At 63.4% G+C, this 22,258-nt stretch carries 19 protein-coding genes and 1 pseudogene; 10 read left to right on the top strand and 10 right to left on the bottom strand.

Annotated elements, in window-relative coordinates:
- Genes bioA through BLS51_RS24805 form a run of 4 tightly spaced genes read right to left on the bottom strand, consistent with a single transcriptional unit; the run spans nucleotide 1 to nucleotide 4,200 of the window.
- Nucleotides 1–1,329, bottom strand: coding sequence for an adenosylmethionine--8-amino-7-oxononanoate transaminase (gene bioA / locus BLS51_RS24790; protein WP_090190788.1), 1,329 nt, complete (start codon nucleotides 1,327–1,329; stop codon nucleotides 1–3).
- Nucleotides 1,330–1,339: 10 nt separating this feature from the next.
- Nucleotides 1,340–2,125, bottom strand: coding sequence for an enoyl-CoA hydratase/isomerase family protein (locus BLS51_RS24795; protein ID WP_175472682.1), 786 nt, complete (start codon nucleotides 2,123–2,125; stop codon nucleotides 1,340–1,342).
- A gap of 9 nt (nucleotides 2,126–2,134) precedes the next feature.
- Nucleotides 2,135–3,742 carry a carboxyl transferase domain-containing protein gene (locus BLS51_RS24800; protein WP_090190783.1) on the bottom strand — a complete coding sequence of 536 codons (1,608 nt, stop codon included), beginning with the start codon at nucleotides 3,740–3,742 and terminating at the stop codon, nucleotides 2,135–2,137.
- Between the two features lie 20 nt (nucleotides 3,743–3,762).
- A complete protein-coding gene (locus tag BLS51_RS24805) occupies nucleotides 3,763–4,200 on the bottom strand; it encodes a YchJ family protein (protein WP_090190781.1) in 438 nt (145 codons plus the stop codon).
- Nucleotides 4,201–4,369: 169 nt separating this feature from the next.
- On the opposite strand from BLS51_RS24805, the gene BLS51_RS24810 reads away from it, so the two are divergent.
- From BLS51_RS24810 to BLS51_RS24835, 6 genes are read left to right on the top strand one after another with little or no spacing between them, the layout of a single operon-like run.
- A complete protein-coding gene (locus tag BLS51_RS24810; protein WP_090190779.1) occupies nucleotides 4,370–5,110 on the top strand; it encodes a GntR family transcriptional regulator in 741 nt (246 codons plus the stop codon).
- A gap of 5 nt (nucleotides 5,111–5,115) precedes the next feature.
- Entirely contained in the window at nucleotides 5,116–5,994 is an 879-nt protein-coding gene (locus BLS51_RS24815; protein WP_090190776.1) for an N-acetylmuramic acid 6-phosphate etherase, read from the top strand.
- A 14-nt stretch (nucleotides 5,995–6,008) separates the two neighbouring features.
- Nucleotides 6,009–7,268, top strand: coding sequence for an MFS transporter (locus BLS51_RS24820; RefSeq protein ID WP_090190773.1), 1,260 nt, complete (start codon nucleotides 6,009–6,011; stop codon nucleotides 7,266–7,268).
- 32 nt (nucleotides 7,269–7,300) lie between these two features.
- Nucleotides 7,301–8,977, top strand: a complete 1,677-nt coding sequence (locus tag BLS51_RS24825) for a glycoside hydrolase family 10-like protein (RefSeq protein WP_090190770.1) — start codon at nucleotides 7,301–7,303, stop codon at nucleotides 8,975–8,977.
- 2 nt (nucleotides 8,978–8,979) lie between these two features.
- Complete coding sequence (locus BLS51_RS24830; protein ID WP_090190767.1) at nucleotides 8,980–9,879, top strand: N-acetylglucosamine kinase; 900 nt, start codon at nucleotides 8,980–8,982, stop codon at nucleotides 9,877–9,879.
- An 18-nt stretch (nucleotides 9,880–9,897) separates the two neighbouring features.
- Nucleotides 9,898–10,743 carry an N-acetylmuramoyl-L-alanine amidase gene (locus BLS51_RS24835; RefSeq protein WP_090190762.1) on the top strand — a complete coding sequence of 282 codons (846 nt, stop codon included), beginning with the start codon at nucleotides 9,898–9,900 and terminating at the stop codon, nucleotides 10,741–10,743.
- On the opposite strand, the gene ampC is transcribed toward BLS51_RS24835, so the two are convergent.
- From ampC to BLS51_RS24860, 6 genes and pseudogenes are all read right to left on the bottom strand, one after another.
- Entirely contained in the window at nucleotides 10,703–11,827 is a 1,125-nt protein-coding gene (ampC, locus tag BLS51_RS24840) for a class C beta-lactamase (RefSeq protein ID WP_090190760.1), read from the bottom strand. The two genes, BLS51_RS24835 and ampC, sit on opposite strands and share 41 nt — an antisense overlap.
- A 40-nt stretch (nucleotides 11,828–11,867) precedes the next feature.
- Complete coding sequence (blaOXA, locus tag BLS51_RS30690) at nucleotides 11,868–12,704, bottom strand: class D beta-lactamase (protein WP_373994360.1); 837 nt, start codon at nucleotides 12,702–12,704, stop codon at nucleotides 11,868–11,870.
- A 30-nt stretch (nucleotides 12,705–12,734) separates the two neighbouring features.
- Nucleotides 12,735–13,619, bottom strand: a pseudogene (locus tag BLS51_RS30695) (M56 family metallopeptidase); the annotation flags it as partial.
- Nucleotides 13,620–13,754: 135 nt separating this feature from the next.
- On the bottom strand, nucleotides 13,755–14,732 hold the full coding sequence (locus BLS51_RS24850; RefSeq protein ID WP_090190755.1) for an aldo/keto reductase: 978 nt from the start codon (nucleotides 14,730–14,732) through the stop codon (nucleotides 13,755–13,757).
- 11 nt (nucleotides 14,733–14,743) lie between these two features.
- Nucleotides 14,744–16,333, bottom strand: a complete 1,590-nt coding sequence (gene dacB / locus BLS51_RS24855; RefSeq protein ID WP_175472683.1) for a D-alanyl-D-alanine carboxypeptidase/D-alanyl-D-alanine endopeptidase — start codon at nucleotides 16,331–16,333, stop codon at nucleotides 14,744–14,746.
- Complete coding sequence (locus tag BLS51_RS24860; RefSeq protein ID WP_090190753.1) at nucleotides 16,317–17,555, bottom strand: nucleoside recognition domain-containing protein; 1,239 nt, start codon at nucleotides 17,553–17,555, stop codon at nucleotides 16,317–16,319. Before BLS51_RS24860 ends, dacB begins: the two co-directional genes overlap by 17 nt.
- An 89-nt stretch (nucleotides 17,556–17,644) precedes the next feature.
- Here BLS51_RS24860 and BLS51_RS24865 point away from each other — a divergent pair, with 89 nt between their 5' ends.
- The 4 genes from BLS51_RS24865 to BLS51_RS24880 all read left to right on the top strand — a co-directional run bounded on the left by BLS51_RS24865 (nucleotide 17,645) and on the right by BLS51_RS24880 (nucleotide 22,254).
- Nucleotides 17,645–19,357: an ABC transporter substrate-binding protein gene (locus BLS51_RS24865; protein ID WP_090190750.1), complete on the top strand. Its 1,713-nt coding sequence runs from the start codon at nucleotides 17,645–17,647 to the stop codon at nucleotides 19,355–19,357.
- Between the two features lie 20 nt (nucleotides 19,358–19,377).
- Nucleotides 19,378–20,292: a YihY/virulence factor BrkB family protein gene (locus BLS51_RS24870; RefSeq protein WP_090190748.1), complete on the top strand. Its 915-nt coding sequence runs from the start codon at nucleotides 19,378–19,380 to the stop codon at nucleotides 20,290–20,292.
- Nucleotides 20,293–20,661: 369 nt separating this feature from the next.
- Nucleotides 20,662–20,919 carry a hypothetical protein gene (locus BLS51_RS24875; protein WP_090190745.1) on the top strand — a complete coding sequence of 86 codons (258 nt, stop codon included), beginning with the start codon at nucleotides 20,662–20,664 and terminating at the stop codon, nucleotides 20,917–20,919.
- A gap of 51 nt (nucleotides 20,920–20,970) precedes the next feature.
- Nucleotides 20,971–22,254, top strand: a complete 1,284-nt coding sequence (locus tag BLS51_RS24880) for an arsenic transporter (protein ID WP_090190742.1) — start codon at nucleotides 20,971–20,973, stop codon at nucleotides 22,252–22,254.
- The last annotated feature ends 4 nt before the right edge of the window (nucleotides 22,255–22,258 follow it).

Consider the following 22,258-nt stretch of genomic DNA (forward strand, 5'->3'; position numbering starts at 1 on the left):
TCAGCCCGCCATGACCTTGTTGAACACGGCCAGCGTGTTGGCAGCGAGACCGTCGATTTCCTCGTCGCTAAGGATATACGGCGGCATCATGTAGACGGTGGCGCCGATAGGACGCATCAGCAGTTCGTGTTCGGTGGCGGTGGCAAAGAAGCGGCGCGAGAAGTCTTTCGGCGCATCGATGGCGTCGAAGGCCCAGATCATGCCGCGCTGGCGGAAGTTGCGTACTTGTTCGTGCTGCGCCAGCGGTTGCAGCGCTTGGGTCAGGCGTTCGGCCTTCACGCGGTTGGTGTTGAGCACATCGTCTTCTTCGAAGATTTGCAGCGTCGCCAGCGCAGCGCGGCAGGCCAGCGGGTTGCCGGTGTAGGAGTGCGAGTGCAGGAAGCCGCGCGTGACGTCGTTGCTGTAGAACGCCTGGTAGATGTCGTCGCGCGTCATCACCAGCGACAGTGGCAGATAACCGCCGCTGATGCCTTTGGACAGGCACAGGAAGTCCGGCCATACGCCGGCCTGCTCGCAGGCGAAGAAGGTGCCGGTGCGGCCGCAGCCAACGGCGATTTCGTCGAGGATCAGGTGGACGTTATGCTGGTCGCACAGCGCGCGCACCAGTTGCAGGTACAGCGGGTCGTGCATCGCCATGCCGGTGGCGCATTGCACCAGCGGCTCGATGATGATGGCGGCGATCTTGTCGCCACGTTCGGTGAACAGGCGCTCGACATCGGAGGCAGCGCGGCGGGCCACGTCCTGCGCGGTTTCGCCTTCCGTGGCGGTGCGCGCGTCGGGTGACATCACGGTTTGCGAGGCGCGCAGCAATGGGCCGTAGGCGTCCTTGAACAGCGCGACATCGGTGACGGCCAGCGCGCCGATGGTTTCGCCGTGGTAGCTGCCTTTGAGGCAGACGAATTCCTGCTTGGCGGTGTGGCCGTTGTTGCGCCACGAGTGGAAGCTCATTTTGAGCGCGATTTCAACGGCGGAGGCGCCATCGCTGGCGTAGAAGCTGTGGCCCAGCACATGGCCGGTCAGCGCCGACAGTTTTTCCGACAGTTCAATCACCGGTTCGTGCGTGAAGCCGGCCAGCATGGCGTGCTCCAGCGTGTCCAGCTGGTCTTTCAGCGCGGCGTTGATGCGCGGATTGGCATGGCCGAACAGGTTCACCCACCAGGAGCTGATCGCGTCCAGGTAGCGGTGGCCGTCATGGTCGTACAGCCATGCGCCCTTGCCCCGGCTGACCGGGATCAGCGGGATGGTTTCGTGATGCTGCATCTGGGTGCACGGATGCCATACACTGCGCAAGCTGCGCGCGACCCAATCGCTTTGTTTATTCAGTTCCAAAACTGCTCCATTAATTCAACCAGGCGGGCTTGCGCTTCTCAAGGAAGGAAGCCACGCCTTCGCGCCCCTGGTCGGAGGCGCGGATTTGCGCGATGCGTTCGGCCGTATCGGCCAGCAGTGCATCGCTCACTTCTTGTCCGGCCACTTCGCGCACCAGCACCTTGGCTTGCTGGACGGCGTTCGGACTGTTGTTGACCAGTGCCTTGACGATCTCCGCCACTTTGGTGTCAAGTGCGTCGGCAGCAACCACTTCATGCGCGAAGCCGATGCGCAGCGCTTCTTTCGCGCCGAAACGTTCGGCGGTCAGGAAGTAGCGGCGCGCGGCCTGCTCGCCCATGGCCTTGATGACATACGGCGAAATCGTCGCCGGAATCAGGCCGAGTTTTACTTCGCTGAGGCAGAAGTTGGCTTCTTCCACCGCAACGATGATGTCGCACGCGGCCACCAGGCCCATGCCGCCAGCGTAGCAATCGCCCTGCACCTTGGCCACCACCGGCTTGGGGCATAGATAAATGGTGCGCAGCATCTCCGCCAGCTGCAACGCATCAGCGTGATTTTCAGCGTGCGTGTAGCCCGCCATTTTTTTCATCCAGTTCAGGTCCGCGCCGGCGCAGAAAGACGGGCCGTTTGCCGCCAGCACGATGGCGCGCAGGCCGGCATCATCGCCGAGTTCACTGAAGGCTTGCTTAATTTCGGCGATGCTGGTTTCGTTGAAAGCATTGCGCACGTCCGGGCGGTTCAGCGTGACGGTGGCAACGTGGGCTTCGCGTGTGATGGTCAGGGTCGTATAGCTCATCATCGCCCCTTACATGCGGAAGACGCCAAACTTGGTGTCTTCGATCTCCGCATTCAGCGCGGCGGACAGGCCCAGGCCCAGCACCATGCGCGTATCGGCCGGATCGATGACGCCATCGTCCCACAGGCGCGCGGTGGCATAGTAAGGGTGGCCCTGATGCTCGTACTGCTCCTTGATCGGCTGCTTGAACGCGGCTTCCTCTTCCGCCGACCACGAACCGCCCTTGCCTTCAATGCCATCACGCTTGACAGTCGCCAGCACCGATGCCGCCTGGTCGCCGCCCATCACCGAGATGCGCGCGTTAGGCCACATCCACATGAAGCGCGGCGAGAACGCCCGGCCGCACATGCCGTAGTTGCCGGCGCCGAAGCTGCCGCCGATGATGACGGTGAACTTGGGCACCTTGGCGGTTGCCACCGCCGTCACCATCTTGGCGCCGTTGCGGGCGATGCCTTCGTTCTCGTACTTGCGGCCGACCATGAAGCCGGTGATATTTTGCAGGAACACCAGCGGGATCTTGCGCTGTGCGCACAGCTCGATGAAGTGCGTGCCTTTCAGCGCCGATTCGGAGAACAGGATGCCGTTGTTGGCGATGATGCCGACCTTCATGCCGAAGATATGGGCGAAGCCGCACACCAGCGTGGTGCCGTAACGCGCCTTGAATTCATCGAACTCGCTGCCGTCGACGATGCGGGCGATGACCTCGCGCACATCGAACGGCTTGCGCGTATCGACCGGGATCACGCCGTACAGCTCCGATGCCGGGTACGAAGGCTCCACCGCTTCGCGCAACGCGCCCTGTTGCGGCTTGCTGCGGTTCAAATTGGAGACGATGGTGCGGGCCAGCGACAGTGCGTGCAGATCATTCTGCGCCAGATGATCGGCGACGCCAGACAGGCGCGTATGCACATCGCCGCCGCCCAGGTCTTCCGCCGTCACCACCTCGCCGGTGGCGGCTTTCACCAGCGGCGGGCCGCCGAGGAAGATGGTGCCCTGTTCCTTGACGATGATGGATTCGTCGCTCATCGCCGGCACATAGGCGCCGCCGGCGGTGCAAGAACCCATCACCACAGCGATCTGCGGGATGCCCTTGGCCGACAGGTTGGCCTGGTTGTAGAAGATGCGGCCGAAGTGGTCGCGGTCCGGGAAGACATCGTCCTGGTTGGGCAGGTTGGCGCCGCCGGAGTCCACCAGATAAATGCATGGCAGCTGGTTCTGGTCGGCGATTTCCTGCGCGCGCAGGTGCTTTTTCACCGTCATCGGATAGTAGGTGCCGCCCTTGACGGTGGCGTCGTTGCAGACGATGACGCATTCCTGCCCGGCCACGCGGCCGATGCCGGTGATGATGCCGGCGGCGGGCGCCGCGTCGTCGTACATGGCGTAGGCCGCCATCTGCGACAGTTCAAGGAAAGGCGTGCCGGGATCGAGCAGCATCTGCACGCGGTCGCGCGGCAGCAGTTTGCCACGGGCGACGTGCTTGGCCGAGGCCGCTTCACCGCCGCCCTGGGCGATTTTCGCGATCTTGTCGCGCAAATCGTCGACCACGGCTTGCATGGCGGCGGCGTTGGCCTTGAAGTCCTCGCTACGAGGGTTGAGCTTGCTTTCGATTTGCGGCATTGCTTTTCCTTTTTGTCTGTCTATTCTGGAAAACTACCGTCAACGTAAAACCAGCGCAGGTCTCCTCCTTCTGCCGGTTCGCGTACAAAATTGCTAATCTCGTGCAGACGCTGGGCCCGGCCATTGATCTTGAACCGGGCGACAAACTCCACCGTGTCCCTGGTCAGGTCGGCGTCATCTGCTTTACGTTGACGTAAACGTAAAGCAGATTTTACCTCAAGTCCCAGCCATTGCACCTTTTCCTCTTCGCTCATGATGGGCTCGGTGGGGCGGGTGCTGGCGTGCCAGGTGGCCAGCAGGTAGGGCTCGTTGCGCTGGCCATAGGCGGTATAGCGCGAGCGCATCAGTGCTTCGGCGCTCGGCGCGATGGCGGAACCGTCGATGTACGGGCCGCAGCAGGTGGCAAGCGCTGGGCCGCCACAGGGGCAGCCGGCAGGCGCGTTGGACTTCTTGGACATGGCTCTGGACAGTCTGGGCTGGTGGTGCAAACCCCGCATTATCCGCCAAATAGGCGCATTCCGCCGCGCCGGGCCTTATGCTACTTGTAGAAATATTGTTGCTTCACACGTCAACAGGCGTACACCGTTTACCGCATCGCTATTACACTAGAGGCGTGAGGAGAATTGAATGAGCCAGACCAGTTTTGAATTCAAGGCGGATGCCAACGACAGTTCGCCGTTGTACATGCAAATTGCCCGCAAATTGAGCGACGATGTGCTCAATGGCCGCTATCAGGTGGATCAGGCGCTGCCGTCCGAACGGACCTTGTCGGAGCTGTTAAACGTTTCGCGGGTGACCGCGCGCAAGGCCATCGACCAACTTGTCGACCAGGGATTGGTGGTGCGTCGGCGCGGATCGGGCAATTATATTGCGCCGCGCATCGAGCAGCCGCTGTCCAACCTCACCAGTTTTTCGGAGCAATTGCAGCAGCGCGGCCACATTCCCGGTTCGCGCTGGCTGAAGCGGGCGATTGTCACGCCGACGCCGGAAGAGCAGCTGAGCCTGGGGCTGTCGCCGTATTCCAAGGTGGCGCGGCTGGAGCGTTTGCGCCTGGCGGATGATGTGGTGATGGCCTACGAGGTGTCGGTACTGCCGCAGACCGTGCTGAACGATCCGAATGCGGTCGGCAACTCGCTGTATCAGTATCTGGACGGCATCAACAAGGCGCCGGCGCGGGCGTTGCAGCACATCCGCGCGATGAATGCCTCGGCCGAGCTGGCCAAGCAGCTGGGCGTGCCGGAAGGCCAGGCCTTGCTATACATCACCCGTATCGCCTATCTGGACACCGGCGAGGCGATGGAATTGACCCATTCGTATTGCCATAGCGACCATTACGACTTTGTCGCGGAGATGCGCCGCGCTACCTGACCACCATGCTCAAGACCGAGACGCCGAGTACGCAGCATCCACAGCTGGACCTCTACCCGGTGGAGGACCTGGTGGCGGCGCTGGTCGACGACCAGGCGCAGGCATTGCAGGCTGTGAAGGCGGCGTCCCCCAGCATCAGCGCGGCGGTGGCAGCGATGGCGCCGCGCATTGCCGCTGGCGGAAGGCTGATTTATGTGGGCGCCGGCACCTCGGGCCGGCTGGGCATTCTGGACAGTGTCGAACTGTATCCAACCTTTTCCTGGCCGCATCAGCGGTCAGTGGCATTGCTGGCCGGCGGCCTCGGGGCGATGTTCGAGGCGGTCGAGGGCGCCGAGGATGACGCCGGCAAGGGCGCTTCGGACCTGCGGCTGCTCTATCCCAACTACAACGATGTGATCCTGCTGGTGGCCGCGTCCGGCACCACGCCGTATGTGCTGGGCGCAATGCAGGCGGCGCGCATGGTGGGATCGCTGGCGGTCGGCATCGCCAACAATGCCGGCACGCCGTTGCTGGCCAGCGCCGACATCGGCATCTTCCTGGACACCGGGCCGGAAGTCATTTCCGGCAGCACACGGCTGAAGGCCGGCACAGCGCAAAAGATCGTGCTGAACACGCTGTCCAGTGCCTTGATGGTGCGTCTGCACAAAGTCTACGGCAACCTGATGGTCGATATGCATCCCACCAACGCCAAGCTGACCGAGCGCGCGGTCAGCCTGACCATGCGCGTTACCGGCGCCGATGCTGCCGCCGCCCGCAATGCGTTGGACGCCTGCCAGTACCAGATCAAAACCGCCATTATCATGCTGCTCAAAAAACAGTCAGCGACTGATGCCCAATCCCTGCTCGACCACCACACCGGCAACCTCCGCGCCGCCTTGCAATAATCTGGAGTTTTCGTATGCAACAACGTAGTGCCTGGGCGTGGGTGCCTAGTGTTTCTTTTAGCCAGGGTGTGCCGTATGTGGCGGTGATGATGTTGTCTACCGTGATGTACAAGAACCTCGGCATTTCGAATGCCGACCTGGCGTTCTACACGGCGTGGCTGTACCTGCCGTGGGTGGCCAAGCCGTTGTGGTCGCCCGTCGTGGAGATGTTTGGCACCAAGCGGCGCTGGACGGTGTTGATGCAGCTGGTCAGCGGCGCCGGCCTGGCGGCGGTGGCGCTGACCTTGCACGCGCCGGATTTCTTCCGCTGGACGCTGGTGATTTTCTGGTTGATGGCATTTAGCTCGGCCACGCACGATATCGCTTCGGATGGTTTCTATATGCTGGGCCTGCCGACGCAGCGTCAGCAGGCGGCCTTTGTCGGCGTGCGCAGCGCGTTCTACAAGCTGGCGATGATCGGCGGCCAGGGCGGTCTGGTGTATATCGCCGGCGAACTGATGAAGGCGACCGGCGATCCGGTGCATGCGTGGTCGGTGGTGTTTGTGCTGATGGCGGTGCTGTTCCTGTTGCTGTGCGCCTGGCACCAGTTCATGCTGCCGCGTCCGGATGATGACCATGCGCACACCGCCGGCGGCGCGCTGTGGCAGGATTTTGTGCAGACCTTTGCCAGTTTCTTCCGCAAGAAGGATATCCTGACCACGCTGGCTTTCCTGCTGCTGTACCGTCTCGGCGAGGCGCAGCTGCTGAAAATGGCGGCACCCTTCCTGCTCGATCCGCGCGACAAGGGTGGGCTGGGCCTTAGTACCTCGGAGTTCGGCCTGGTCTACGGCACCATCGGCGTAGCCGCGCTGGTGGCCGGCGGCATCGCTGGCGGTGTGGTGGTGTCGCGTTTCGGTCTGAAGCGGGCGCTGCTGCCGATGGTTTTCATCATGCACGTGCCGGACCTGGTGTTTGTCTACCTGGCAACGGCGCTGCCGGACAATCTGCCGTTGATCGGCGCCTGCCTGGCAATCGAGCAATTTGGCTATGGTTTCGGCTTTGCCGCCTTCATGCTGTACATGGTGATGGTGGCCGATGGCGAGCATAAAACCGCCCACTACGCACTGTGCACCGGCTTCATGGCCCTCGGCATGATGTTGCCGGGCATGGTCAGCGGCTGGATACAGCAGCAGCTCGGCTACCAGCACTTTTTCATCTGGGCCTGCATTTCGACGTTGCCGGCGTTTTATATGGCGCTGAAGGTGCGGATTCCTGCTGAATTTGGCCAGAAATAGCCATTACAATACGTGCTCTACTGAATCGGAGAGTGGTTTTGGTTTTTAATGCGAAGAAGCGGCTGATCTTGTCGGCCGGCATGGCGACTGGTCTGGCGGCGCTGCTTGAGGGATGTTCCAGTACGCCGACCGCGCCCGTGCCGGAATCTGGCACGGCGCCGTCATCGCCGCCGCAGCCAGCAGCGCGGCCTGCGCCGGGCGGCTTGGCTACGGCCCCGTCCGATCCGCACATGCCACCACCGGCGCCGCGCGAATTCCGCGCCGCCTGGGTGTCGACCGTGGCCAATATCGACTGGCCCAGCCGCAGCAACCTGAGCACGGCCAGGCAGCAGGCCGAAGCCCTCGCCATTCTCGACCGCGCCAAGGCGCTGAACCTGAACGCCATCGTGTTGCAGGTACGTCCGAGCGCGGATGCGATTTATCCGTCCGAACTGGAACCGTGGTCGGAGTTCCTTACCGGCCAGCAGGGCCGCGCACCGGCGCAGCCGTGGGACCCGCTGCAATTCTGGATCGAACAGGCGCACGCGCGCGGGCTGGAGCTGCACGCGTGGTTCAATCCCTATCGTGCGCGCCATGCGACCGCCAAGACGCCGCTGGCCGCCAACCATATCGGCCGCAAGCAGCCGGAAGTCATCAAATCGTATGGCCGCTACCTGTGGATGGACCCGGGCGAAGCCGCTGCGTCGCAGCACACGCTGAACGTGGTGCTGGATGTGGTGCGCCGCTATGACATCGATGGCGTCCACATCGACGACTACTTCTATCCGTATCCGATCGATACGCCGAATGCCGCCGGCCCGGAAGGCGTGGCGCTGGATGGCGGCGTTGGTGGCGCGCGGCAGGAGCTGGAATTCCCGGACCAGCCTTCGTGGCAGCGCTATCTGCTGGAAGGCGGCACGCTGGATCGTCCGCACTGGCGCCGGCAGAATGTGAACTCGCTGATCGAGGCGATGTACATGGGCATCCGCAAGGAGAAGTCGTGGGTGCGCTTTGGCATCAGCCCCTTCGGCATCGGCCGTCCTGATCGCCGTCCGGCCGGCATCATCGGTTTCAGCCAGTACGACAAGCTGTATGCGGACGCGGAACTGTGGCTGCAAAACGGCTGGCTCGATTACCTCGCGCCGCAGCTGTACTGGCCGGTGGCGCAGGCGCCGCAAGCCTTCGATGTGCTGCTCGACTACTGGCTGGCGCAGAACACGCGCGCACGCCATGTGTGGCCTGGCTTGTACACCAGCCGCATCGACAACAGCCTCAAGTCCTTCGCGCCGGAGGAAATCGTCAAGCAGATCGGCGTCACGCGTAGCCGTGGCGGCGTGCGCGGCCACCTGCACTTCTCCATCGCGCCGCTGATGGAAAACCGCAAAGGCATTACCGATCAACTGAAAACGCAGGCGTATCAGACCGCCGCATTGACGCCGGCCACGCCGTGGCTGGGCGCCGATGCGCCCGCCGCGCCACAGGCATCCACGCGGCGCGACAGCAATGGCGTGGCGCTAAAGCTGTCGGCCGGCGCCGGCAAGCCGGTGGCGCATTATGCGATCTGGTCGCGCTATGGCAACGAGTGGCGCTTCGCGGTGGCGCCGGCATCGCGCCCGGTGCTGCTGCTGGCTGACGATGCGGCAGGCGGCGCGGCGCAAGTGGTGGTGGTCAGCGCGGTCGACCGGCTGGGTAATGAAAGTGAACGGATTAACGTCTACACACGGAGCTGACCATGAGTGATCTCGGCCTGGGCATCGATGCAGGAGGCACGCAAACGCGCTGGGCGCTGGCCAATGCTGCCGGCGCCATCGTGGCCGAGGGCAGCGTGGGCGGCATGTCGGCCACGCAGATGGGCAGCACCGCCGGCCGCGATGCGGTGCGCGGCATCTTCGCCATGCTGGCGACGCAGGTGCTGGCCGCCGGTCAGCCGGTGCGCGCCTGCGCCGGCCTGACGGGCTTCGATGGCGCCAGCACGCAAGCCACGCAGTTGCTGGCCGAGGTGCTGAAGATCGCGCCGGCCGCGATCAGCATGCGTAATGACGTGGAGATCGCCTATCTGGACAGCTTTGCGCCGGGCGAAGGCTACCTGGTCTATGCCGGCACCGGCTCCATCGCCGCGTGGATCGATGCCGATGGGCAGTTCCATCGCGCCGGCGGACGTGGCGTGACGCTGGATGACGGCGGTGGCGGTTTCTGGATCGCGCGCGAAGCGATGCGGCATATCTGGCGGCTGGAGGACGAGCAGCCGGGCGTGTGGCAGCAATCGGCGATGGCGCGCGCGGTGTTCGCGCAGATCGGCGGCAGCGACTGGTCCTTGTCGCGCCAGTTCATTTATGGCCAGGATCGTGGCGCCATCGGCAGCCTGGCGCTGGCCGTGGCGTCCAGCGCGGATGCCGATCCGGTGGCGCGCAACATCCTGGACCGTGCCGGCAGCGAGCTGGCGCGGATTGCGCTGGCGCTGGTCGGCCGGTATGGCGCGCGTCCCATCGCGCTGGGTGGCCGCGCGGCGCAGCTGCATCCGCTGATCGCGCAAAGCATGCGCGCGGCGCTGCCGGATGAATTGTCGCTGACGCAGCGGCACACGCTTGCGCACCACGCGGCGGCGCGGATTGCTCTACACTCCCCTCATTGAACCGATGCTGACACGCTTATGAAAATTGTTCCGCTACTCGCCCTGGGCGCCCTGCTTGCCGGCTGCGCCACCGTGCCGCCCGAGGGGCCGCGCCTGGACCACTCGCTGACTGCGCGTGCGCAGAGTGAGCGCATCAAGTATGTGATCCTGCATTACACGGTGAGCGACCTGCCGCGTTCCATCAACACGCTGGCGCACGGCACGCAGGTCAGCGCGCATTACCTGCTGACGGATACCAATCCGCCATTCTTCTACACGCTGGTGGATGAATCGCGCCAGTCGAATCATGCTGGCCTGAGCAGCTGGAAGATTTACAACCAGCTCAATTCGGCGTCGATTGGTATCGAGATCGTCAATCCCGGCTTCAAGGAGACGCCGGAGGGACGCGTGTACGCGCCGTTCCAGCAGGCACAGGTCGATCAGCTGATTTTGCTGTTGAAGGATATCGTCAAGCGCCACAACATCGCGCCGGGGAATATCCTCGGCCATAACGACATCGCGCCGCAGCGCAAGCAGGACCCTGGTCCGGCCTTCCCGTGGAAACAGCTGGCGGACGCCGGCCTGATTCCTTGGCCGGAGGCGAGCCGCGTGGCATCGCGCCTTCCCGGCTATCAGGAGCAGTTGCCGGAGGTGCTGTGGTTCCAGCGCAAACTGGCGGAAATCGGCTACGCGGTGCCGCAGACCGGCGAACTGGATCAGGCGACCCGCAATGTGATTTCAGTCTTCCAGACCAAGTATCGCCCGGCGCTGTTCGATGGCACGCCGGACGCGGAAACAGCAGCGATGATCGATGTGCTGACCACGCCGCTGCCGGTGATGCCGGCTACTCCTGCAGCGCCGTCAGAATCGCATACGCCGCCTTGATGCGTTCAGGGATAGGGTAGCTGCGGTTCGCCAGGATGACGATGCCGATTTTCTTCTCCGGCACAAAGGCCACATAGGAACTGAAGCCGCTGGTGGAGCCGGTCTTGTTGTACCACGCCTGGTCCGATGCCGGCAGCGGTGGCGACAGGCGCATGGTGGGATTCACTTCGCGGCTCATGGTGTTGGAATTCCCTTCCAGCAGATGCTCCAGCGATACCGGATATGCATAACGCTCCCAGCCCAGGCCCTGCGTATTCACGCCAGTCTTGAAGTAGCCAACGTGTGTGCCCTCGATGGCGCGGCGCATGGTGACGTCCAGCTGGCTGGGATCGATGTTGGTTTGTACATAGCGGATCAGGTCCGCGCTGCTGGAGCGCATGCCGTAGGCTTCGATCGAGAACACATCATCGCGCATGCGCACTGGCTGGTTCTTGCTGTTGTAGCCCCAGGCGTAATTCGGCATCGCGCTATGCGGCACGCGGACGTAGGTGCTGTGCATGCCCAGCTTTGGCAGGATCTGCTTTTCCAGGATGTCGGCCTGGCTGGCTTTCATCGCCAGGCTGGCCACGTGGCCAAACACGCCGATGCTGGGATTCGAATACACGCGCACCTGGTCCGGCGCCGCCACCGGCTTGAAATTGCGCAGGAAGGCCAGCGTGCTTTGCTCCGTGTTTTTCACGTCTTTCGGCACTTGCAGCGGCAGGCCGCCGGCGGTGTAGGTGCCGAAGTTGAGCAGCGTGGCCTGGTCGATGGCGCTGCCTTCCAGCTGCGGCATGTAGCGGCTCGGATGATCGTCCAGCGACAGCTTGCCCTGTGCCACGCCATACGTGACCATGGTGGCCGTGAAGGTCTTGCTGACCGAGCCCAGTTCAAACAGCGTGTGTTCGGTGACCGGCGCCTTGCTTTCCTTCGAGGCGACGCCGTAGCTGAAGTAGGACGGCTTGCCGTTGGCGATGACGGCGACGGCGACGCCTGGCACATCGTGCTCTTTCATGATCGGCTTGATGGCTTGGTCGACCACGGTTTGCAGGTCGGCGGCGCCGGCGATAGGCGTGCAGCAGCACGCTGCGATGGCAAATGCCATGCGGCTCAGTGTAGACAAGGTAACTCCTTTGGTTGGGGGATTAAAGTGTATCCAGCTGCGTTGCGACTTCGCTCAAGAAGGCCTGTCGCGCGCGGGCACCGGCGTAGGTTTCCTGTCGGTGGTCCAGCATCATGCGGGCGAACACGATGGTGCGCGTGCCCTTGGTGGCCCAGCCGACGTACCAGCCGTACCGGCGCTCGCGGTCGTCGCGGCCATCCGCCAGCACCGCCGCTGCGGTGCCGGTCTTGCCGCGTATGGTCCAGCCGTTGGCCAGCGTTTGCGGCTGCATGATGCGGTTGGTCATATCGTAGGCTTTCGGCGATACCGGCAGCTGGCGATTGACGACCTTGCGCAGGAAGTCGACCTGTTCGTCCGCTGAAATCTGCAGCGATGAGCCCATCCACGACATGGTCAGGCCATTGCGCTGGCCGGCATCGCCGGAGACATCGCGGTTGCCGTAGCCGAAGCCGTCGACGTAGTGCTGGAAGCGCGCGGCGCCGATCTGGGTGGTGACGTTCTGCGCGAACCAGACGTTGGAGTTGATGATCCAGCTGGTGGGATCGGTATCGGTGCGCCAGCTTTCATTCCAGTCGGAGTAGCCCGGCTTGTACTTCATCAGCGGTGTGTGCTCGTCGATCAGGATGCCGCTGTCGTAGCCCATCAGGCTGACCACGATGTTGAAGGTGGACGCGGGCGTGGCGCGGGCATCGCACTGGCCATCGTGGCGCAGGCGCTGGCCGGTGGCGGCGTCCATCAGCGAGGTGCAGGACAGCAGCGTGCCGCCTTGCGACGCCAGCGACGGTTGCAGCGTCAGGCTGGCGGCCAGCACGCCGGCCAGGCCGGCCACGGTGGCGATGCGCGCCCAGCGGCTTTGCATGGCGCCGCGCGGATTGCGGATCAGGGCGATGCGGCTGGCCAGCGTGTCTTGCGTGGCGTTGCCGAAGGCGAGCGCGGTTGGCATGGTGGTCTGTTGCAGCTTGAGTTGTGCGACCAGCGCGGCAGCGTAGGCCTTGCGCTGTGCTTGTGGGCGGCCTTGCAGCACATCGCGGTCGCAGCCCAGTTCCTGCGCCCACGACAACTGATTGCGCAGCAGGCGCATGAAGGGATTAAACCAGAGCAGGGTTTGCAGCAGGATGCCGGCGCTGGCCCATTGCAGGTCGCCACGGCGCCAGTGGGTCAGTTCGTGTTCGAGGATCAGCTGGCGCTGGTCGGCGTCGAAGCCGCGCAGGTGCAGCGGCAGCAGCAGGCGTGGGCGGAACAGGCCAAACAGCATCGGCGAAATTGGCGCGTCGACTTCGATGGTATCCATCGGCTGTGCGCTGGTCTTGTTGCCGGCGGTGGCCAGGGCGTTCAACATGCGGCGCGTGTGCAGCAGCTGGACCAGCGTGTAGCCGAGGCCGAGCGCATAGACCAGCAGCCAGCCCTGGGCGGCATAGCCCAGGTAAGTACGCGGGCTGGCCAGGGTGGTATCGGCTGACGCGGCGGCAGCGGTGGCGGTGCCGGTGGTAGTGGCGCTTGCGGTGGCGTACTGCGTCGAGAATTCTTCAATGTCGATCGGCGGCAGCAGGCGCAGGCGCTCGGTTTGCGGAATCAGGATCAGCAGGAAAGCAGCGATGATGGTGCACTGGCCCAGCAGCCATACGGAGCGCTGGGCGGCGATGCCGGGCAGCCAGCGTCGGCACAGCGTCATCACAGCCCACACGCCCAGCCCGGCGGCAACGCAACCGCCGCTGGCCAGCAGAAACTGGAAAGCCAGCAGGTCCAAGCCTGTGAAAATGTTTGATAGGGTCATCGAATGCTCCGCGTGCGACTGTTGCCACCATTATGCGACAACTGTCGCACGCAGGTCAAGCAAACCCCGTGGTCAGTGCCGACATTCGGACATTTTCTGCGGGAAATGTCCGAATGTCGGCACTGACCACGGGGTTTAGCGGTCTACGGTGGCCATGCGTTCCTGGTTGTAGCGCGGGCCGGCGACTTGCTGGAGGGCGCTTTCCAGGGTGGTCAGTTCTTGCGTGCTGAGCACCACCTCGGCGGCGGCGGCGTTCTGTTCAAGGTTGGCGCGGCGGCGGGTGCCGGGTATCGGGACGATGTCTTCGCCCTGCTGCATCACCCATGCCAGCGCTACTTGCCCGGCGGCCAGACCGCGTGCGGCGGCGACGTCGCGCACCGTTTGGGCGGCGGCCATGTTGGCGTCAAAATTGGCGCCCTGCATGCGCGGGTCCTGGTGGCGGAAGTCGGTTGGCGGATATTCTTCGGCGCGCTTGGCGGTGCCGGCCAGGAAACCACGGCCCAGCGGGCTGAAGGGCACCAGGCCGATGCCCAGTTCGCGTAGTACCGGGATGATCTCGTCTTCCAGGTTGCGTTCCCATAGCGAGTATTCGCTTTGCAGCGCGCTGATCGGATGTACCGCATGCGCGCGGCGGATATTGCTCACGCCCGCTTCGGACAGGCCGAGGTAGCGCACCTTGCCTTCCTTGACCAGTTCGCCCATGACGCCGACCACGTCCTCGATCGGCACTTTCGGGTCGATGCGGTGCTGGTATAGCAGGTCGATGTAGTCGGTGCCGAGGCGGCGCAGCGAACCTTCCACGGCCACGCGGATATGCGCCGGGTCGCTGGTGACGGCGTTGCGCACGCCTTCACGGATGTCGAAGCCGAACTTGGTCGCCAGGATTACTTCGCTGCGGCGGCCTTTGAACGCGCGGCCAAGCAGTTCTTCGTTGTGATACGGGCCGTAGACTTCGGCGGTGTCGAAGAAGTTGATGCCTAGTTCAATCGCGCGGTACAGCGTGGCAATCGATTCGCTTTCGTCGGCGTTGCCATAGATATTGCTCATGCCCATGCAGCCCAGCCCTTGGGCCGAGACGATTAATCCTTGCTTGCCTAATGCGCGTTGTTTCATGTCGGCTCCTGTTAGTTGCGCGCCACCCAGTCGACCAGGCTGTCCAGCACGGCGCGGCCGGCACCGTTGGCGACGTGTTCGTCGTTGAGAATGGCGACCACGATGCAGGGCTGGTTGTTGGCGTCCGGCACGTAGCCGGCGATGGCGATGACGCCTGACAGGCTACCAGTTTTCAGCCGCGCGCGCTGGGCAGCCGGGCTTTCCTTCAGGCGGCGACGCATGGTGCCGTCGGTGGCGGCGATGGGCAGGCTGGACAGGAACTCGGGCATCCACAGGCTTCTCAGGCCGGCTTGCAGTACGCCGGCCAACTGGGCTGGCGTGGCGCGTTCGCTGCGCGACAGGCCGGAGCCGTTGTCCAGTACCAGGCCATTGCCGTCGATGTTGTGCTGTTGCAGCCAGGCGCGGATGGCGGTTTCGGCGCGCATCGGCGTGCTGACGCCGTTGGGATCGGCCGGCAGCGGTTTGCTGCCCAATAGCGGATCGGCTTCCAGGCTGCCCAGGCTGAGGAAGATGGTGCGGGCCAGTGTGTTGTCGGACTGCTTGTTGGTGTCGCGCAGGATTTCCGGCAGGCTGCGGGAGACGTGCTCGGCCAGCAGGCGGGTCGGCTTGGCAGCGGCTGGCATGGCGACGGCGGTCGTTGTCGCGGCAGGAACGTCGTTCGAGGCAGCGGAATGGGCCGGTGCGCCGGCGCCAAGGATGCCTTCTGCGGGTGGCGGCGCCAACGCGGGTCCAGGCGCCGGCAATTCCGCTTCGCGCACGTCGCCGCCCAGGCTGCCACCGAGCTTGCGCCATTCGGCCAGCAGCAGGCGTGCCAGATAGTCCTGGCTGTCCAGCACATTGATGCTGGTGGACTTGGTGCAATCCTTGGGGAAGGTGCCGTGCAGTACGACTTCGATGCGGTCGCCCTTGCGCGTGTAGCTCGGCGTGCGCCAGCCGTTTTCCCAGGTGGCGCAGGCGGTGTTGGTCAGCTTCATGTCGGAGCGGATGCTGACCTTGTCCATCTCCGGCAGCATCAACAGGTCAAACTTGTCGCCGGTGGAGCGCATTTCCACTTTCAGCAGATTCGTGTTGACCAGCGCTGCGTTGGGGATGACGTTGTAGTAGGCCCACGGATACTCGTCAAACGGCGCCTGCCCTACCTCCGGCCTGGACGGCGTGAATAGCAGCCGGTCGACCACGATATCGCCCTTGATCTTGCGGATGCCCTGGTTGCGCAGCGCTTGCAGCATATGCGCCAGCGCATCTTCGTTGAGGTCGGCATCGGCGCCGCCACGCAGGATCAGGTCGCCCTGAAGGACGCCGTTGACCACCTCCGCGTCGCTACGAAACTCGGTGCGGCCACGGAACACCGGCCCCAGCTGCTCCAGCGCCGCCAGCGTGGTAAACAGCTTCATCGTGGAAGCGGGCGACATACTCTGCGAAGGATTGTGCGACACCAGCACGGTATCGCCGCGCATGACGATGACGCCAGCCGCTTCCTGTGGAATGCGCGAGGATTGCATCAGTTGCGCCACCGGTTCCGGCAGGGCAGCATGAGCGGTGGCGGTGGCCAGTAAAGTGGCCGCCAGCAGGCGGCGCATCAGTTTAGTAGAAGAAGACATAGGAAATCGCAATCGCAGCAATCACGCCGGCCAGGTCGGCGATCAGCCCGCACGAGATCGCATAGCGCGTCTTGCGGATGCCGACCGAGCCGAAGTACAGCGCGACAATGTAGAAAGTAGTATCCGCCGAGCCCTGGAACACGCAGGCCAGGCGGCCGACGAAGGAATCGACGCCATACGTTTGCATGGTGTCGATCATCATGGCCTTGGCGGCGCTGCCGCTCAGCGGCTTCATCAGCGCGGTGGGTAGCGCCGCAACGAAATCGGTATTGAAGCCAAGCGTGCTGAACAGCCAGCTGAAGCCCTGCACGATGAAGCCGAGCAGGCCGGCGTTGCGGATCACGCTGATCGCCACCAGCATGCCGACCAGGTAGGGAATCACGGTAATCGAAGTCTGGATGCCGCCCTTGGCGCCTTCGATAAACGCCTCGTAGACATTCACCTTCTTGCGCAGCGCGCCGATGATGAAGCCGCCAATCACCGCAATCAGCACGAAGTTGCTGAACACCTTGGACACCACTTCGATTTCCGGCTTGGTCAGGTAGTTCGTGAAGTACCAGACCACGCCGACGATGAAGGCAGTGATGCCGCCCAGCCAGCCCACCACCACGCGGTTGAACAGGTTGATACGCTGGCGGATGGAGACGGCGATGATGCCGGTCATGGTCGCCACATAGGTCGCCACCATGCAGGGGATGAAGATGTCGGACGGATCGGCCGCGCCGAGAATGGAGCGCTGCGCCATGATGGCCAACGGGATCAGCGTCAGGCCGGAGGTGTGCAGCACCAGGAACATGATCTGCGCGTCGGTCGGCTCGTCCTTGTTGGGATTCAGCGTTTGCAGGCTTTCCATCGCCTTCAGGCCGAACGGCGTGGCGGCGTTGTCCAGGCCCAGCAGGTTGGCCGAGAAATTCATCACCATGTGGCCGGTGGCCGGATGGTTGGATGGCACGCCGGGGAAGATGCGCGAGAAGAACGGTGCGATCAGCTTGGCCAGCAAGTCGATCGCGCCGGCTTTTTCGCCGATGTTCATGATGCCCAGCCACAGCGTCATCACGCCGGCCAGCGGCAGGGCGATGTCCATCACGCCGGTGCGGGCGGAATCGAAGGTGCCATCGATGATGCGCTTGAAGATTTCCGTGTCGCCCAGGAACAGAAATTGTGCCAATGCGGCCAAAAAGCCCACCAGGAAGAAGCCAGACCAGATGTAATTGAGCGACATTTTTCTTGAGTGCAGTAGGTGATCTGCAAAGTATAGCGGGTAAGCAAGGCAAAAAAGTTATAAGCTGCCGCTTTACCGTGCGAGGACTGATGGGACGACTGCTGAAAAAATGTGCAGCGATAGCGCTGGCCCTTGCCGCCCCCTGCATTGCCGCGCCGGCCGCCGTCGCTCCGGCGAACGCCGCAGCGCATACTGAGCACGTCGCCCCCACAGCCGCTCCCAAAATCCTGCGCGCCTTCCTCAGCACCGGCGAAACCGGGCTCGACCCGGCCGTCGCCTCGGATGTGGCCAGCCTCAGCCTGCTGGAAAACCTGTTTGACCCGCTGCTGCGCTATGACTACCTGGCCCGCCCGGTCAAGCTGATCCCCAACACCGTAGCCGCGATGCCGGAAATCAGCGACGACGGCCTGCGCTACACCTTCCGCCTGCGGCAAGACATCTATTTCACGCCAGACGCCGCCTTCAACGGCAGCCGCCGCCAGGCAAGCGCCGCCGATTACGTCTACAGCTTCGCACGCCTGCGCGATCCGGCGCTGAAATCTCCCTGGCTCTACCTGTTCGACGGCATGGCCGCCATCGATGCACCAGACAAGTTCACACTGCGCATCCGCCTCAAGGCCGCCGATCCCAATTTCCTCTACTACCTGGCGATGCCCGCCACCTCCGTGGTGGCGCAGGAAGTGGTCGAGGCCTACGGCGCCCAGACCGGCAATCACCCGGTCGGCACCGGACCGTTCAAGATCGGCAGCTGGAAACATAGCGACCAGATCACCCTGCTGGCCAACCGCGACTTCCGCCCGACCGAATTCCAGGGCCGGCGCCTGCCTATCCTGGACCGCATCGACATCCGCATCGTCGAGGAATACCAGTCGCGCGTGCTCGGCTTCCTGAACGGCGAATTCGACTTTCTGGAGCAATTGCCCGAATCGATGAAGGAACTGGTGCTGACGCCGGATGCACAGCTGAAGCCGGAACTGGCCAGCAAAGGCATCGTCCTCGCCCCATTCCCGGTATTGCAGACCTATTACATGTGGATGAATATGGACGATCCACTGATCGGCGGCTACAGCAAGGACAAGCTGGCGCTGCGCCGCGCCATCGCGCTGGGCTACAACAGCGCCGAAGACATCGCCACGATGAAAAAGGGCCTGGCCTTGCGTGCCGTCACGCCGCTGCCGCCGAACGTGCTGGGCAACGATCCCGGCTACCGCAGTCCGGTGCGCTACGACCCGGCGCTGGCCAACGCGCTGCTGGACCGCTACGGCTATCGCAAGGGCAAGGACGGTTTCCGCACGCAACCGGACGGCAAACCGCTGCAACTGGTGATGCACAGCGAAGCATCCACCGTCGGCCGCCTGCGCGATGAGCTGTGGCGCAAGAACCTGCACGCCATCGGCCTCAAGGTCAGCTTCAAAAGCGATAAAAAAACTGAAATCATCAAAGCCTCGCGCTTGGGAGCGGTGATGATGTTTGAAACCAACTGGGTGGCAGATTTCCCCGACGGCGATAATTTTTACCAACTGCTATACGGTCCCAACGCGGGCCGCGCCAATTACGCCCGCTTCAACTTGCCAGCCTACAATCAGCGCTATGAGCAAGCCCGCACGATGGGAGAATCGCCGCAGCGCACCGCACTGTATGATGAGCTGGCGAACCTCATCCACGCCTACACGCCGTGGGTGCTGCTGACGCACCCCATCTCCGCCGACCTGCAACAGCCGTGGTTGAAAAATTACCGTCGTCATCCGGTGGAGTTTACCAACTGGCGCTATCTGGACGTCGACGCACATACCGCACGCTGAGCCGTGCCTAGAATGACAATATGAAGCTATTCAACCGCAGGGCGCTGGCCTATGTGGCCAGTCATCCCATGGATTTCACGGTGCAATGCCTGAAGGGCTTTCGCGCCAATCAAGGCCTGCTGCTGGCAGGCGCGGTAGCGTATTACTCGCTGCTTTCCATCCTGCCGCTGCTGATGCTGGTGGTGGTGGCCTTGTCACATGTAATCGACCAGGCCGAGCTGCTGTCGGCGGTGGGGCGCTACCTGAACTGGCTGGTGCCGGGACAGTCACGGCCGATTGTCGCCGAGGTCGCGCATTTCCTGGAGCATCGCGACCTGGTGGGCGGCGTGCTGGTGGTGACCATGCTGTTCTTCAGTTCACTGGCCTTCACGGTGCTGGAAAACGCCATGTGCGTGATTTTCAAGCACCGGGTGGCGATACGGCGGCGGCATTTCATGATTTCAGCGGTCATGCCCTACTGCTACATCCTGTCGCTGGGCGCCGGCATGCTGCTGGTGACGCTGGTGGCGGGCAGCTTGCAGGTGATGGGCGAAGAGAGCGTGCGGCTGTTTGGCTATAGCTGGTCGTTGAATGGCGTGTCGGGCGTGCTGCTGTATCTGCTGGGCTTTGTCGGCGAGGTATTGGTGCTGTCGTCGATCTACCTGGTGATGCCGGTTGGGCGGCTGTCGCTGTCGCATGCGCTGATTGGCGGCGTGACGGCGGCCTTGTTGTGGGAAATCGCGCGGCGCATCCTGGTGTGGTATTTCTCGACGCTGTCGCAAGTCAATGTGGTGTACGGCTCGATGACCACCGCCATCATCGTCATGTTCAGCCTGGAGATCGGCGCCACGCTGTTGCTGTTCGGCGCGCAGGTGATTTCCGAATTCGAGCGTGTTGGCCGTGAACGGCCGCAGCGGGCGCCGCGCGGACTGGTCACGGAAGCGCCGGTAAAATAAATTTGTGCGCCGCACAAAATGTGTGGTACACTACGTTCGTGGTTGAGGTTTGCATGCAAACAGTCCCACGTCCGGCTGATGCGCCGCGCCCAGAGTTGTGTAAGTTCGATGGCGCAGGTGACGCAGATGCTGGAGTTGTAATCCCGAAGACGTTAGTCGATTTACACGTCAGGGGCACCACGCAGATAGCATGGGCGCCTGAGACGCCGCCTCACCTGGCAGATAGCCTCGGAGAACGGTACGATTGAAGCATAGGTAATACATTGGAACGAAGCCTGCAGCGATGCGGGCTTTTTTTTCGTCCGCAGCTTGCGCTCGCCCAAAGGGCGTGGCCGGCGTCAGCCTATTCTGGAGGGCCGACGGAGGTGCATGATGGAATTCGCTTTTACGCTCAGATACCGGCTGGCGAGCCCGTGCCGCGACTACGACGCGCTGGCCGCGCAACTGGCGGCCTGTGGCTGCGAGGATGCGCTGGTGAGCATCAACCGCGCCGGCAACCTGGTACTGGACTTCCTGCGCCCCGCCGATAGCGCTGCCGCCGCCCTCTCCAGCGCCATCGCCGACGTGCAGCGCGCGCTCCCCACCGCTGAACTGATCGACATTCGCTCCTACTTCATGTCGCACTGAGTCTTATCTGGGCTATCATGTTTTCATGATAGTCACCCTTCTATTTTCCGCATGCTGAGCGCCGTATCGATTTTCATCGCCACGCTGGTGCTGGTCATCTGGCAGCCGCGCGGCCTGGGCATCGGCTGGAGTGCGTCGCTGGGCGCGCTGGCGGCCTTGCTGGCCGGCGTGATCCATGTGGCCGATATCCCGGTGGTGTGGCACATCATCTGGAATGCGACGGCGACGTTTGTGGCCATCATCATTACCAGCCTGTTGCTCGACAAGGCCGGCTTCTTCGAATGGGCGGCGCTGCATGTGGCGCGCTGGGGCGGCGGCAGCGGCAAGCGCCTGTTTGTGCTGCTGGTGCTGCTGGGCGCTGCGGTGTCCGGGCTGTTCGCCAATGACGGCGCGGCGCTGATCCTGACGCCGATTGTCATCGCCATCCTGCACGAGCTGCGTTTTTCCGCGCGCGCCACGCTGGCGTTTGTGATGGCGGCCGGCTTTATCGCCGATACCGCCAGCTTGCCGCTGGTGGTGTCCAACCTGGTGAACATCGTCTCGGCGGATTATTTCGGCATCAGCTTTGCGCGCTACGCGGCGGTGATGGTGCCGGTGAATGTGGTCGCGGTGGCGGCCACGCTGGCGGTGCTGATGTGGTTCTTCCGCCGCGATATCCCGGCTGACTATGATGTGAGGCAGATCAAGGAGCCGGCATCGGCGATCCATGACCGCGCTACGTTCATCGCCGGCTGGTGGGTGCTGGCGCTGCTGCTGGTGGGCTTCTTCGTGATCGAGCCGATGGGCGTACCGATCTGCGTGGTGGCGGCGGCGGGATCGGCGGTGCTGCTGGTGGTGGCGTCGCGCGGGCATCGCATCTCCACGCGTGAAGTGCTGTTGCACGCGCCTTGGCAAATCGTGATTTTCTCGCTGGGCATGTACTTGGTCGTGTATGGCCTGCGCAATGCCGGGCTGACAGCGTACCTGACGGCGGCGCTGGACTGGTGCGCGCAGCATGGCGTGTGGGGCGCGGCCATGGGCACCGGCTTCCTGACAGCCATCCTGTCGTCAATCATGAACAACCTGCCGACGGTGCTGATCGGCGCGCTGTCGGTGGATGCGTCGTCGGCGCAGGGCGTGGTGCGCGAGGCGATGGTGTACGCGAATGTCATCGGCAGCGATCTCGGGCCGAAGATCACGCCGATCGGCAGCCTGGCCACGCTGCTATGGCTGCATGTGCTGGCCAACAAAGGCACGCGCATCTCGTGGGGCTATTACTTCCGTGTCGGCGTCTGCCTGACATTGCCGGTATTGTTTGTGACGTTGGCGGCATTGGCCGTCCGTTTGCAGATGTGAGGAG

This window comes from Duganella sp. OV510, assembly GCF_900100205.1.
GTDB lineage: Bacteria > Pseudomonadota > Gammaproteobacteria > Burkholderiales > Burkholderiaceae_D > Rugamonas.

Coding starts and splice junctions, on each gene's coding strand:
- BLS51_RS24875 (WP_090190745.1), top strand. CDS start 20,662: ATGATGGAATTCGCTTTTACGCTCAGATACCGGCTGGCGAGCCCGTGC.
- BLS51_RS24795 (WP_175472682.1), bottom strand. CDS start 2,125: ATGAGCTATACGACCCTGACCATCACACGCGAAGCCCACGTTGCCACC.
- BLS51_RS24830 (WP_090190767.1), top strand. CDS start 8,980: ATGAGTGATCTCGGCCTGGGCATCGATGCAGGAGGCACGCAAACGCGC.
- BLS51_RS24865 (WP_090190750.1), top strand. CDS start 17,645: ATGGGACGACTGCTGAAAAAATGTGCAGCGATAGCGCTGGCCCTTGCC.
- BLS51_RS24880 (WP_090190742.1), top strand. CDS start 20,971: ATGCTGAGCGCCGTATCGATTTTCATCGCCACGCTGGTGCTGGTCATC.
- BLS51_RS24800 (WP_090190783.1), bottom strand. CDS start 3,742: ATGCCGCAAATCGAAAGCAAGCTCAACCCTCGTAGCGAGGACTTCAAG.
- BLS51_RS24810 (WP_090190779.1), top strand. CDS start 4,370: ATGAGCCAGACCAGTTTTGAATTCAAGGCGGATGCCAACGACAGTTCG.
- BLS51_RS24850 (WP_090190755.1), bottom strand. CDS start 14,732: ATGAAACAACGCGCATTAGGCAAGCAAGGATTAATCGTCTCGGCCCAA.
- BLS51_RS24835 (WP_090190762.1), top strand. CDS start 9,898: ATGAAAATTGTTCCGCTACTCGCCCTGGGCGCCCTGCTTGCCGGCTGC.
- BLS51_RS24820 (WP_090190773.1), top strand. CDS start 6,009: ATGCAACAACGTAGTGCCTGGGCGTGGGTGCCTAGTGTTTCTTTTAGC.
- dacB (WP_175472683.1), bottom strand. CDS start 16,333: ATGTCTTCTTCTACTAAACTGATGCGCCGCCTGCTGGCGGCCACTTTA.
- BLS51_RS24815 (WP_090190776.1), top strand. CDS start 5,116: ATGCTCAAGACCGAGACGCCGAGTACGCAGCATCCACAGCTGGACCTC.
- blaOXA (WP_373994360.1), bottom strand. CDS start 12,704: ATGCAAAGCCGCTGGGCGCGCATCGCCACCGTGGCCGGCCTGGCCGGC.
- ampC (WP_090190760.1), bottom strand. CDS start 11,827: ATGGCATTTGCCATCGCAGCGTGCTGCTGCACGCCTATCGCCGGCGCC.
- BLS51_RS24805 (WP_090190781.1), bottom strand. CDS start 4,200: ATGTCCAAGAAGTCCAACGCGCCTGCCGGCTGCCCCTGTGGCGGCCCA.
- BLS51_RS24860 (WP_090190753.1), bottom strand. CDS start 17,555: ATGTCGCTCAATTACATCTGGTCTGGCTTCTTCCTGGTGGGCTTTTTG.
- BLS51_RS24870 (WP_090190748.1), top strand. CDS start 19,378: ATGAAGCTATTCAACCGCAGGGCGCTGGCCTATGTGGCCAGTCATCCC.